13 protein-coding genes are annotated in these 12,731 nt (G+C 66.6%); all 13 read right to left on the bottom strand.

Features of this window, described 5'->3' with window-relative positions; genetic code table 11:
- Positions 1-77: 77 nt before the first annotated feature.
- A complete protein-coding gene (locus tag EJP67_RS19310; RefSeq protein ID WP_126023324.1) occupies positions 78-1,376 on the bottom strand; it encodes an EAL and HDOD domain-containing protein in 1,299 nt (432 codons plus the stop codon).
- 20 nt (positions 1,377-1,396) lie between these two features.
- Positions 1,397-3,508: a chemotaxis protein CheA gene (gene cheA, locus EJP67_RS19305; protein ID WP_126023323.1), complete on the bottom strand. Its 2,112-nt coding sequence runs from the start codon at positions 3,506-3,508 to the stop codon at positions 1,397-1,399.
- Positions 3,509-3,561: 53 nt separating this feature from the next.
- Entirely contained in the window at positions 3,562-4,440 is an 879-nt protein-coding gene (gene motB / locus EJP67_RS19300) for a flagellar motor protein MotB (protein WP_126023322.1), read from the bottom strand.
- A gap of 40 nt (positions 4,441-4,480) precedes the next feature.
- Positions 4,481-5,341, bottom strand: a complete 861-nt coding sequence (gene motA, locus EJP67_RS19295; protein WP_126023321.1) for a flagellar motor stator protein MotA — start codon at positions 5,339-5,341, stop codon at positions 4,481-4,483.
- A gap of 75 nt (positions 5,342-5,416) precedes the next feature.
- Entirely contained in the window at positions 5,417-6,004 is a 588-nt protein-coding gene (flhC, locus tag EJP67_RS19290) for a flagellar transcriptional regulator FlhC (RefSeq protein ID WP_126023320.1), read from the bottom strand.
- Positions 6,001-6,363 carry a flagellar transcriptional regulator FlhD gene (gene flhD / locus EJP67_RS19285; RefSeq protein WP_184641079.1) on the bottom strand — a complete coding sequence of 121 codons (363 nt, stop codon included), beginning with the start codon at positions 6,361-6,363 and terminating at the stop codon, positions 6,001-6,003. Before flhD ends, flhC begins: the two co-directional genes overlap by 4 nt.
- Positions 6,364-6,700: 337 nt before the next feature.
- Positions 6,701-6,976, bottom strand: a complete 276-nt coding sequence (locus tag EJP67_RS19280) for an EscU/YscU/HrcU family type III secretion system export apparatus switch protein (RefSeq protein ID WP_126023319.1) — start codon at positions 6,974-6,976, stop codon at positions 6,701-6,703.
- 126 nt (positions 6,977-7,102) lie between these two features.
- Positions 7,103-8,404, bottom strand: coding sequence for a flagellar hook-length control protein FliK (fliK, locus tag EJP67_RS19275; RefSeq protein WP_126023318.1), 1,302 nt, complete (start codon positions 8,402-8,404; stop codon positions 7,103-7,105).
- A 34-nt stretch (positions 8,405-8,438) separates the two neighbouring features.
- Positions 8,439-8,771, bottom strand: a complete 333-nt coding sequence (locus EJP67_RS19270; protein ID WP_221297679.1) for a flagellar protein FliT — start codon at positions 8,769-8,771, stop codon at positions 8,439-8,441.
- Between the two features lie 28 nt (positions 8,772-8,799).
- Positions 8,800-9,219, bottom strand: coding sequence for a flagellar export chaperone FliS (gene fliS, locus EJP67_RS19265; protein WP_126023317.1), 420 nt, complete (start codon positions 9,217-9,219; stop codon positions 8,800-8,802).
- A 37-nt stretch (positions 9,220-9,256) separates the two neighbouring features.
- The gene (fliD, locus tag EJP67_RS19260; protein WP_126023316.1) at positions 9,257-10,699 is read right to left on the bottom strand and encodes a flagellar filament capping protein FliD; all 1,443 of its coding nucleotides are present in this window, start codon (positions 10,697-10,699) and stop codon (positions 9,257-9,259) included.
- A gap of 58 nt (positions 10,700-10,757) precedes the next feature.
- The gene (locus tag EJP67_RS19255) at positions 10,758-11,105 is read right to left on the bottom strand and encodes a flagellar protein FlaG (RefSeq protein ID WP_206169527.1); all 348 of its coding nucleotides are present in this window, start codon (positions 11,103-11,105) and stop codon (positions 10,758-10,760) included.
- Positions 11,106-11,287: 182 nt separating this feature from the next.
- Entirely contained in the window at positions 11,288-12,577 is a 1,290-nt protein-coding gene (locus tag EJP67_RS19250) for a FliC/FljB family flagellin (RefSeq protein WP_126023314.1), read from the bottom strand.
- Positions 12,578-12,731: the final 154 nt, after the last annotated feature.

Below are 12,731 nucleotides of genomic sequence, written 5' to 3'. Positions count from 1 at the left end.
ATAGCGGCCACCGTTTCCAATGGACCGATCAGACGCGCAAATGCCCCGCACTTTTGGCACTCCGGCCGCGGCTTGCTTCATTGCTCGCTCGCGGCAGGGCTGGCGCCCTGCGCCCACACCAGCGCGGAGAGCTGCGCGGCATTGACCTGCGCCGGGCTCAGGAACAGCGCCTCCGACAGGCGCGCCGCCTGCCCGTCGTCGAGCTCGCAGCTCTCGGCCAGCGCCACGAAGGGGCCGTACAGTCCTCCGCGCGAAAGAATGGCCTGCTGTACCGCCTCGGTGAGCTGCACCTTGCGCAGCACGCCTTCCATCGACACGCCCAGCAGCTGGTCGAGCAGCGAGAACATGCCCGCCACGAAAAGGTTGTCGGCCTCGCTGGCGGGCAGCATGCCCTGCCCCACCAGCTCGACGAAGCGCCCGCGCAGGATGGCCTTCTTCATCATGTAGGGCGAGCCCGCCTTGTTGCTGGTGGCCAGCAGCAGCGAGAGCCAGCGGTAAAGCGGCGAATAGCCGAGCATGGCGACCGCGTGGCGCAGCGAGTGGATCTCCACCGCCATGCCCACTGCGGGCGAGTTGATGTAGCGCAGCAGGCGGTAGGTGAGCGCGGCGTCGTGCTTGAGCGCGGCCTCGATCACGCGCAGGTCTTCGTTGCGCTGGAGCATCTGCATCAGCTGCACGATCAGCAGCGACTCGGGCTGCAGCGCGTCTTCGGTCTCGAGCACCGGCGGGTTGCGGAAGGCGCCGTCGATGAACACGTTCACGCGCCGCGACGCACAGGCATCGAACTCGATCCAGTCTTCCACGCGCGAGGCCACCGGCTCCACTGGCGGGTGGCCCAGCTGGGCGTCCTGGCGCAGGCGCGCGACGGTGTCCGCGTCGTTCGCGCCGACTTCGAGGTGGGTGACGATGGAGCGCAGCTCCGGGTCTTCAGGCAGTACGGCGCCTGCGCACTGCATGAAGCCGAAGCCCTGCTCGCGCAGGAACAGCAGGATGGAGCGCAGGTCGGCGTCCATCAGTTCGTCCGCGCGCATGCACAGCACCACCTGCTGCGGCGGCAGCGACTGGAGCTCGCTCTGGAAGAGCGCATCGACCGTCACGTCGACGAACAGCAGCTGCGAGCCCAGCAGCCAGCCTTCGTCGCCAGGGTTGAGGTGCATGGCGAGCGTGTCCATGAGCGCCTTGACGCCCGCTGCGCCGCACGCATCGGAAGCCGCGCCGGCGGCGCGCCAGGCCATGCGATAGCCGATCACGCGCCTCTGCGCGTCGAGCAGCATCGCGTAGGCCAGGTGGCCTTCGCAGCCGGCCTCGGGCTGGGTGGAGGCGCCGGTTTCGGCGCCGGCGCCTTCGGAAGCGCGACGGAAGAAATCAAACCGCATTCAGCTGTCTCCGTCGGATGTCAGAGTGCAATGGCGTCGGTCCTCCGGGCCGCGCCCGCGAGCGCGGCCGCACTCGCGGCCTGCGCGCGCTGGATGCGCGGCATGGCGCCCACGTCGATGATGAAGGCCACGCTGCCGTCGCCGAGGATGGTCGCGGCGGAGATGCCGGGCACCTTGCGGTAGTTGGTCTCGAGGTTCTTCACCACCACCTGGTGCTGTCCGAGCAGCTCGTCCACCAGCAGCGCGAAGCGGCTGTCGTCGGCCTGCACGATCACCAGGATGCCCTGCGTGGGGTGCGTCTGCGCGCCGGCCACGTCGAACACGCGGTGCAGCTCGATGAGCGGCAGGTACTCGCCGCGCACGCGGATCACGTGGCCGTCGGCGGTGATGGAATGCAGGTGCTCCGGCAGCGGCTGCAGCGACTCGATGACGTAGCTCAGCGGCAGGATGTAGGCCTCGCTGCCCACCTTGACCGACATGCCGTTGAGGATGGCCAGCGTCAGCGGCAGCACGATGCGCGTGGTGGTGCCCTGCCCGCCGCGCGAGTGGATCTCGACGTGGCCGCCCATTTCCTGGATGTTGCGCTTGACCACGTCCATGCCCACGCCGCGGCCCGAGATGTCGGTGACCTGCTCGGCGGTGGAGAAACCGGGCGCGAAGATGAGCTGCCACACCTCGTCGTCGGGCATGGTTTCGCTCACCGGCAGGCCCTGCTGCATGGCCTTGGCAAGGATGCGCTCGCGGTTGAGGCCCGCGCCGTCGTCGCTCACCTCGATCACGATGTTGCCGCCGTGGTGCTGCGCCGACAGCAGCAGCTGGCCGGTGGCGTCCTTGCCCTTGGCCAGGCGCACCTCGGGCGTCTCGATGCCGTGGTCGAGGCTGTTGCGCACCAGGTGCGTGAGCGGGTCGACGATGCGCTCGATCAGGCCCTTGTCGAGCTCGGTTTCCTTGCCGTAGGTGTCCAGGCGGACCTGCTTGCCCAGCTTGGCGCTCACGTCGCGGATGACGCGCGGGAAGCGGCTGAACACGTAGTCCATCGGCATCATGCGGATGGACATGACCGATTCCTGCAGGTCGCGTGCGTTGCGCTCCAGGTGGCCCAGGCCGCTGAGGAAGCGCTCGTAGGCCACCGGGTCGAGCATGGTCGCGGCCTGCGTGAGCATCGACTGGGTGATGACGAGCTCGCCCACGAGGTTGATGAGCTGGTCGACCTTCTCGACGTCGACGCGGATCGAGCTGGATTCCTTGGCGGCGGCGGACGAAGCGGCTGCCGTGGTGGGCGCCGAGGGTGCGGGAGAAGGCGCGGGTTGCGGCTTCGCGGCTTCCACGATCGCGGCGGGCTCGGGCTCGGGCGCGCGCGCGGGTGCGGCCACCGCTGCCGGAGCTTCGGCAACCGCTTCGTGCGTGATGTCGATCTGCGATTCGTCGATGACGAAGCAGCAGACGGCGACGATGTCGTCTGGCGAGCAGGTGGTTTCGAGCAGCACTGTGAGCTGGTCGTTGCTGCGCGTGCTCGAGAGCACCTTGCCGAGATTGGCCAGCTCGCCGGTCAGCAGCTCGCATTCGCTTTCCGACAGGCGGGCGAAGCGGACGCGCAGCGCGCCGCCGCCGCCCTTGCCGCCGCCGGCATCGGCCGGCGCAGCCACGGGCTCGGAGGCCGCCACAGGCGCTGGAGCCGGCGCTGGAGCCGGCGCAGGAGCCGGCGCAGGAGCCGGAGCGGGCGCGGGTGCCGCCGCACTTGCGTCACCGCTTTCGAGCGCGAGTTGCTGAAGCACGCCACAGATGTGCGCGACCATGTCCGGGTCCGGCTCGTTGCCTGCCTGGTAGGCGGTGAGTTGTTCTTGCAAGGCGTCCTTCGTTTCCAGGAATGCATCGATCATCCGGCCAGTCAGACGCAGCTGCCCATGGCGGGCGCGGTCCAAAAGCGACTCGAGAACGTGCGTGGTGTTGGTAAGGGCAGTGAAACCGAAAGTCGCTGCGCCGCCCTTGATGGAGTGCGCCGCGCGGAATATGGCGTTGAGCTGTTCGCTGTCGGGGGCGTCGACATCGAGTTCCAGCAGGAGCTGCTCCATCTCGGCGAGCAGTTCGATGGCTTCGACGAAGAAGGCTTGGGTGAATTGACTGAGGTCCATCTCGTGTCTTTGTGTGTTTCTTGTTGTTGTGCCGTCTGCTGTCGTGCGACCGTTCAGTCCGCTTTCGCGGCCGCCTTGCCGATGCGCAGCCCGCCGACGGGCTCCGCGCTGTTCTCGCGCTCGATGCGCTCCTGGGTCCGGTGGTTGAGCAGGATGATGCTGATGCGCCGGTTGATCGGGTTGCGCGGATCGGCCTTGTCCAGGTGCATGCTGTCGGCCAGGCCGATCACGCGCAGCACCTTGCCCTCGGCCATGCCGCCGGCCACGAGTTCGCGCCTCGAGGCGTTGGCGCGGTCTGACGACAGCTCCCAGTTGCCGTAGGACCGGTCGTTGGTGTAGACGATGGCGTCGGTGTGGCCCGACAGGGTGATCTTGTTGGGCAGGCCGTTGAGCGCCGGCGCAAGCTCGCGCAGGATGGCGCGCATGTGCGGCACCACGCGCGCGCTGGCCAGCTCGAACATCGGGCGGTTCTCGGTGTCGACGATCTGCAGGCGCAGGCCCTCGGTGGTGATGTCGATGAGGATCTGGGAGCGGAACTGCTGGAACACAGGGCTCTTCTCGATCAGCGCGTCGAGATTTCTCTTCATCTCGGCGAGGCGGCTGGCGTCGGCCTCGTCCTCGCTCGCGGTCTCGGTGAGCTTGACCTCGCCCTCCACGTGCACCGGGTCGGCGCCTCCGCCGGGAATCATGCTGGTGCTGAGGCTGGACTTGTCGCCGCCGGTGAGCGCCACGCGCAACGGCATGCGGAAGTGCTCCGCGATGCCTTCGCGCTGCTTGGTGCTGGAAATGGAGAGCAGCCACATCACGAGGAAGAAGGCCATCATGGCCGTCATGAAGTCGGCATAGGCGATCTTCCAGCCGCCGCCGTGCGCGCCGCCGTGCTTGCCCTTGTGGACGTGCTTGAAGATGACTCTTGGCTTGTCGTCGCTCATGATCGCTGGCTGCTCTGTGCTGGCTCGTGCGATGGGCGCGTCAGCGCGCCTTGACTTCGCGGACGTGGTCGTCCAGCTCGGTGAAGGAGGGGCGCTCGGTCGAGAACAGCACCTTGCGGCCGAATTCCACCGCGAGCTGAGGCGCGTAGCCGTTGAGGTTGGCCAGCAGCGTGACCTTGGCGCACTGGTAGATCTTCATGCCCTCTTCCACCTTCTGCTCGATCAGCGAGGCCAGCGGCGAGACGAAGCCGTAGGCCAGCAGCACGCCGAGGAAGGTGCCCACCATCGCGTGAGCGATCAGCGCGCCCATTTCGGAGGGCGGCAGGTTGGCGGAGCCGAGTGCGTGCACCACGCCCATCACTGCCGCGACGATGCCCAGCGCGGGCAGCGCGTCGCCCACGCGCGAGAGGCTGTGGCCGGGCACCGCGGCCTCATGGCGGATGGTCTCGATCTCGTGGTCCATCAGCGCCTCGATCTCGTGCGCATCGGTGTTGCCGCTGATGACCAGGCGCAGGTAGTCGCACAGGAAGACGGTGATGCCCTCGTGCGCCATGATGTTCGGATAGCGCGTGAAGATCTCGCTCTGGGACGGGTCTTCCACGTCGGTCTCCAGCTTCATCATCCCTTCCTTGCGGGCCTTGGCGAGCAGCTCGTACAGCAGCGCGAGCAGGTCCATGTAGAGCTGGCGGTTGTGCTTGGAGGTGCGCAGCAGCAGGGGCAGCTCCTTGATGGTGGCCCTGATGGTCTTGCCGTTGTTGCCGGCGATGAAGGCGCCCAGCGCCGAGCCGCCGATCATGAGCAGTTCGACCGGCTGGAACAGGACGCCGAAGTGCCCGCCCATGAGGCCGTAGCCACCGAAGACGGCACCGATCACCACGATGTATCCAACCAGAACCAGCACGCGCTTCCCCTATCGCCCAGCGGGCGTCGAATCAACAAACCCCTGGCGGCCATGGCCGCCGGCGGGGCACTTTTCCTAGACGGCGCCGCCGATGTCCATCACCGGCGCCACCGCGACGAGCCCGCCGCGGCGGCGCTCTGTCGCCTTGGGCTTGCGTGCCTTGCCCGCGCGCGAAGGCGGACGGCACAGCACGCACACGTATCCGTTCTTGTTGTCGTGCGCATGCGCCACGAAATGGCCGCCGCAGCGACAGCAGGTGCTCAGCTGCAGCATGTCGCTGTCGAAGAAGCGGACCATGGTCTCGGCGCGGGTGAAGTCGAGCACCACCTCGCCACCGTTGGCCTCGACCTGCTGCGTGTAGAGGCGGTAGGCCTTGATGAGCGCGGGCAGCTCGTTCTCGTCCGCCTCGTCGAGCATGAACCGGTAGATGTTGTAGAACATCGACGAGTGGATGTTGGCCAGCCACGTCATGTACCAATCGGTGGAGAACGGCAGCAGGCCCTTGGGCGGAGAGACGCCCTTGAGTTCCTTGTAGAGGCGGATCAGGCGCTCGCGGCTCAGCGTGACCGCGGCTTCCAGGAACTGCAGGCGCGCGCCGAGGCCGATCAGCTCGATCGCGAGCTGGACCTGCCGCACCTCGCCCAGGACGCTCTTGCTGGTCACGCCGCGCTCGCTCCGCGCATCTGCGCCTGCGACTGTGCTTGCGCCTGGCGCGCGGCCATCAGGATCGACATATGCGCCTGCTGCAGCGCGGGCTCCTTGCCCTCGCCGACCACCGCGAACATGGGGCGGTCGTCCAGCCGGAAGCTGCACAGCAGGAAGTTGGACGCGGCCAGCTTCACGATCTGGCTGAGCGACATGTTCGCCAGCAGATCGGCCAGCTCACGGCCCACGCCGAGGCGGAACATGGCCTCGGCCCTGTCCTGCTTCACCAGCTTCTGCGCCAGCAGCATATAGGCCAGATTTATCTCGCCGATTTCCCTCGAAATCACGCCGTTGGCGGTGATGTTGACGTTTTCCATGTCTGATCCCATTTCCGATTCAAAGCTCACTTCGTGCTCCTAACAATCGTGTATACATTATATACACAAAGTTTTACATGTTGAAGTGTTTTGTATGACATGAGGGTAAAAAAGGTAGGAGGCATCTGACAAGGCTCCTCTCATCCCCCAATGGAGGCCCCGCGTTTACAGGTGTCAGCCGTTTGGGTAACAAATGTTTCAGACGCCACCCAAAAAAGCGCGAATTTATTCGTCAACAACATCGAATTGATAAACGCTATGGGTTTATTTAGCCCCGATGAAAGACCATTTGAACGAATTTCTCGATTCATGATTTCACATTGGTCCATCTGGTCAATTAGTCGCCTGCGCGACCCTCGAGGCGGTAGATCCACGCCATCACCTCCGCCACGGCGAGGTACAGCTGCGGCGGGACCTGCCTGTCCAGGTCGACCTGCATCAGGAGCTTCACGAGGTCGGCCGACGAGTGCACGTAAAGCCCGTGCTCGCGCGCCTCGCGCATGATCGATTCGGCGACCACGCCATAACCCTTGGCCACGACGACGGGCGCCCGCGTCTTGTCCGCATAGGACAGCGCGACGGCGCTGTTGCGGTTGTCGAGCACCTCGTTCATTGGAATACCTTCGTGCTTCGCACTGCGGTGCGAGCTTGCCTGGGGCGGCCCGGCGCAGCGCTCATTGGAATACCTTCGTGCTTCGCACTGCGGTGCGAGCTTGCTTGGGGCGGCCCGGCGCGGCGCTCATACGGCAACCTCCTTCGCGGCGACCAGCACCTGCTGCAGCTGCAGGCCCGCGGCGTCGAAACGCTTCGCGAGCCGGCCGGTGTCGCCGCGCAGGCGCGCCATGGTCGAAGCCTCGCGCGCGAACAGATGCGCCTGCACGGCCTGGCCGTCGAGGCTCAGCCGCAAGTCGACCTCGCCAAGCTTCGGCAGCTCCAGCGAGACCGTGGTCGACCAGCGGCGCGCACCCTCTTCTTCAGCAACCGCGCCCTCGCGCGCCTCGGACCGGGCCTGTTGTTCTTCCTCCACGGTCCAGCTCATCGGCACGTCGGGCCAGGCATGGCCGTTCCAGCGGAAGACCGAGCTGGCCAGCAGATCGAGCTGCTGGTGCACCAGCGTGACGGCCTGGGGGTGGATCACTTCGCCGCCGCGCGATGCCGGCAGGGCCGTGGCGCTGTCGGCCTGGCGCGCGGATTCGCTGGCGCGGTGCGCGGGCATCGAATCGAAGCCGCCGCCGGGCGATGCGCTCTCGGGTTGCCGATAGGCGGCCTGCACCCGCGCCGCGTCGTTCGCCGCAGCTTGCTGTTCCAGAGCCTGCGGTTTGCCTTGCGAGGAGGAGACACCGGCGTCCTGCGGCTGCCCGGCTGTGACCGGCGCCTGTGACGCGGCAACGCCCACCGCGCGGGCGCCGTCGCCCTGCACCGCCGGCACCTGAGCTTGCGCCACGAGCGAAGGCAGTGCATCCGGCGAATCGACGATCGCCGCCGTCGATGCGGCAGCCACCACCTGCGACGCGACCGATGCACCCGCCTGCGTCTTCGCGATCACCGGCACGGCCCACTGCGCCTGCGGCTCCTGCTTCATCTGCGCGAGCGTGCGGCCGCCAACCGTGAACGACGCCAGGTGCGATTCATAGAAGAGCCCGCTGTCCGACACAGCCTGCGCCAGCGTGCCCGCCAGCGCCGCGGCGTTCACCGGCTGCGCGCGCGACGGCATCAGGGGCACGGCGCCACGCACCGGCCCCGGTTGCGCCTGCAGGTCGGCCAGCACCGCGCCGATGACGCGCGCCGCCACCGACAGCCGCGTCTCCATCGAAGGCTGGGCGCCGGAGCCGGCATGGGGAGTACCGCCGGCAGCCGCCCCCGGGATCTGCCTGTCGAGCGCCGCATTGGAAGGCAGCCTGACATCGTTCTCGACCTTGCCGATCGCCACCGCCGGCCCGGGCGCGCCGATGGTGGTCTCGGGCTTGATGCCGAGCACGTCCAGCCGCGGCGCGAGCCTTGCGGCCAGCAGCGCGTCGAGCAGTCCGGCGAGTCCAGTCATGGTGCGGCTTCCTCAGGTCGTCCGGCAGCCGCGCTCAGTGCGGCGGCCCGTAGGCCCTGCCCAGGTTCTTCTGCTGCGTGAGATATCCCATGCGGCTGATCAGGCTCTCGAGCTGCGGCTTGATGAGCCCCGACACCTCGGCCTGGTCGGAACGTATGCGCTCCAGCAGATCGAGCACATGCTCGACCTGCGTCGCGTCCAGCAGCTCGTGGGGCTCGATGGCCTTCAGGCGCTCCACCATCGCCGAGCAGCGGGCTTCGAGCGCGGGGAGCTGGCCCCACTCCTTGGCGCGCGCCAGCACGAGCATCGATGCGATGCCGGTGGCCAGCTCTTCGTAGCAATGAACGACCTCACTCCGGAATGCCATGTTTTCCTGTTTCTCTTGCGGTTGCATTTCAGCCACGAGCCCGGTCGTCGATCTCCCGCCACGCGGAAGCGACGTTCTCGAGCAGCCGGTCGGCCTCGTCCAGGGCCAGCACGTCGTTGTGCAGGTTGGCGCGGAACAGCCGCTGCACGATGTAGTCGTACAGCGCCGACAGGTTGGCCACCAGTTCGGCGCCGGCCTCGCCGGCCGCCTGGGCGTCGAGCCCGGCCTTCAGGCCGTTGTCGACGATGCCGATGGCCTTGGAGATCGCGTTGCCCTTGGCTTCGGTGTCGCCGGCGGCCATGTGGTGGCGCGCCATGCCGATGGCGGTCTTGGCGCCATCGAACAGCATCGTGATGAGCTGGTGCGGCGACGCGCTCATCACGCTGGTCTCGACACCGAGGCGCGCGTAGGCACCGGCACCTGTGCGCATGTTGTGGGGGGTGTACATCGGCTGATGCTCCGGGTCTCTTTGCGCGTCCCGCGCCTTACTTGGTCTGGCTCGACAGCGCCTCGAACTGCTGTGTGAGGTAGTTCTTGGTGTTGTTCAGTTTGTTGATCAGCACGTCCAGCTGGTTGAATTGCTTGCGGTAGCGGTCCACCGTCGCATCCACGCGCATCTGCATCGCGTCGTACTGCGTGTCGAGCTCCTTGATCGTCGCCGTCACGCCGTCGCTGGCCACCTTCAGCGCACCCTTGGTCACGTCGTCCACCAGTGCGTCGATCTGCTTGCCGTAGCCGGCCGTGCCGCCGGTGGCGCTGGAGAACAGGTTCGCCACGCCCTTGAGGTTGTTGGCCAGTGCCTTGTCCAGCTTGGCGGAATCCACGGCCAGGGTGCCGTCCTTCTGGAAGGACACGCCGATCTCGGTCAGCACCTTCATGTCGTTCGTGCCGCCGGACTGCGGCGTGGTGAGTGCCTGGCGGATGCGCGTCTGCAGGTTGCGCAGCGTGGTGTCGCCCACCAGCGCGGCACCGGTCTTGGTGTCGGCGTCGTATGCGGTCAACGTCTTGGCGGTGCTCTGCAGGCTGTTGTAGGCCTTCACGAAATCGTTGATGGCCGTTGTCACGCTGGCCGTGTTCTCCTTCATCGAGAGCCCCGTCCTGCCGGTGTTCACCAGCGTCAGCGTGGCGCCCTGGATGGCTTCCTTCACGGTGTTGGTCGAGCTCGTGATGTCGATGCCGTTGACGTTGAGCTTCGCGTTCTGCGCCGCCGAGGTCTGCTTCAGGTTCTGCGCGCCGGCCGGGTCGTTGTTCAGCAGGCCCTGCAGCGCCGTGTCGCCGTCGACCGAGATCCGCATGCTCGACTTCTCGCCGGTCTGCGTGGAGGTCAGCACCAGGCGGTTGGGCGTGCCGCTGCCGTCATTCACGATGGAGGCCGTCACGCCGGCGTTGGCGCCGTTGATCGCGTTGCGAATGCCTTCGAGCGTGTTGTTGGTCGGATCGATGGTGATCGACTTGGCCGGCTGGCTCGCATCGGCGGTGAAGGTGGCGCCGGTGTACTTGCCGGTCGCCGGATCGAGCGTGCCGCCGGTGATGGCGCCGAAGTCGATGGTGATCTTGCCGTTGCCGATCGCGGTCTTGGAACTGGCCTGCCCCGCGGTGACCACGGTCTGCGCTTGCGCAAGTTGCGAAACGTCGATGGTGTAGTTGCCTGCCGCGCTCGAATCCGTGGAGGTCGCGGAAAGAATGCCGCTGACCGTCGGCGTGCCGGTCACGCTCTGGAACAGCGTCGGGTCGCCCAGTTTCTTGGCGGCCGTCTGCAGCGTGGCGAGCGCGCTTTGGATCGTGCCGTAGGCCGACAGCTTGCTCGTGTAGCTCTTGGCCTTGGCCTGCAGCGCCACCATGGGCTGCTTCTCGGCGGTCTCGAGTTGCGTGAGCAGGGAGGCGAGGTCGAGATTGGCGCCGACGCCGAGGCTGCTGATGGTTGCCATGTCTATGCTTTCTTGAATCTGGATGGATGTGCTTCGTGTATGCGTGCCCGATGCGGTCTCAGGCCGCCTGGTCCACCAGCAGGCCGTTGCCGTCGTTCATCAGCTTCGCGATGCGCACCGCTTCTTCGTTGGGAATCTGGCGGATGACCTCGCCGCTGGAGCTGTCCACCACCTTGACGATCAGCATCTCGGCGTCCCTGTCGACCTCGAAGCGCACACCGACCTCGCGCACCGCGAGCACCTCATTCGCCTGGCGCACCGCCTGCTCGACCTGCACCGGCGTCGCCTCGTCCTTCGCATCGGCGCCGCCCTTCGAGTCGGCAACCGCGCCGCGCGCGCCCGCAGCCGCGGCGCCGCCGCGAAGCAGCTGCGCCCAAGGGCTTTCCGTCGCGGAATTTGCAGGCACGGGGTTCAACATCATTTCCACCTTGTCTTGCTGGGTTTCCTGTCCTCTGCGGCCTCGCCGATGGGCATGGCCGCAGAGGACAAGGCAGGCACTCGCGGCTCGCGCCACAGGCCTGCCCCGGCCGGAGCCGCCCTTGCGGAAGGGCCCCGGCATTTCTTTCACTTCTGGCTAGGCTCCTTCGATCAACGCAGGAGCGACAGCACGCCTTGCGTGGTCTGGTTGGCCTGCGACAGCACCGAGGTACCGGCTTGCTGCAGGATCTGGGCGCGCGTCATGTTCGACACTTCGACCGCATAGTCGGCGTCTTCGATGCGCGAACGCGACGAGGACAGGTTGGTCACCGTGGTGCCGAGGTTGGCGATGGTGGAGTCGAAGCGGTTCTGCACCGCACCCAGCGAGCTGCGCAGGTCGTCGACGATCTTGAGTGCAGCGTCGAGCTTCTTCAGCGGGTTGATGGAAGCTGCGCCGGTGAACTCGGCCGAGGCACCAGCACCGCTCAGAACGATGTCGGAGGCGGTGTTGTCGAAGTCCGTCGGGGTCGCTCCGCCGTTGGCCAGCGCGCCGGCGCCGATGGCGAAGTTGCGGCCCTGCACCGTGGCAAAGGCCGTGGCCGTACCGGCAGAGTCCACGCCAACCTTGACCAACTGGTTCGCCAGGGCCGTTGCCGTGGCGACGCCGTTGCTGGGGTCGGTGAACTCGAGGTCCGCCACGTTCAGCGTGACTGCGCCGGTGGTGTTGTTCACCGACGCGGCGTAGTAGTCGTTGCCGGCCTTCACCACGAAGTTGGCGGTCGCAGCACCTGCTGCCGTCTGCACGTTGCGCAAGCTGTAGTCGCTGGCAGAGCCGCCGAGCTTGGCCACGACGGCGCTCATATCGACTGCCGTGGGCGTGGCGCCCAGGTTGGTCTGCGTGATGGCTTCGCTCACGGGCAGCGCGTTGCTGCTGACCGAGAAGCCCGACAGGCCCAGCGTCGACGAGTCGATCTGCTTGAGGTCGATCTTGATGGTCTCGCCGTCGTTGGCGCCGACCTGCACCGTCAGCGGCTTTGCGCCGGCGGACAGGACCTTCACGCCGTTGAAGTCGGTCTGGGCCGAAGTACGGTCGATTTCGGCGAGGCGCAGGCCGATTTCGTCCTGGATCGACTTCAGGTCGCCGGGGGAATTGGTGCCGGTGGAGGCCTGCACAGCCAGTTCACGGATGCGCTGCAGGTTGTTGTTGACTTCGGTCAGCGCGCCTTCGGTCGTCTGAGCCAGCGAGATGCCGTCGTTGGCGTTGCGCGAAGCTTGCGTCAGGCCCTTGATGTTGGCCGTGAAGCGGTTGGCGATGGCCTGGCCGGCGGCATCGTCCTTGGCACTGTTGATACGCAGGCCCGAAGACAGGCGCTGGATCGCGCTGTTCAGCGACGCCTGCGACTTGTTGAGGTTGTTCTGCGTGACGAGAGAGAGGCTGTTCGTGTTGATGACTTGCGCCATGTTCGACTCCTGATTGATGAAAAAAGGTTGTGGACTCCGGCTTTTGGCCGTAACGCTGGACCCGCTTCCACTTAGAGACTCAAGCCATCGTTGACTTGGTTATCGGCGGGGCCCTGCGAACCTTTAGGGGGCATGCACGAAAAAGTTGCGCGCC

This window comes from Variovorax guangxiensis, from assembly GCF_003952165.1.
GTDB lineage: Bacteria > Pseudomonadota > Gammaproteobacteria > Burkholderiales > Burkholderiaceae_C > Variovorax > Variovorax guangxiensis.
Note: the sequence above shows the minus strand (reverse complement) of the source record. Positions and strands in the feature narration are given on the sequence as shown.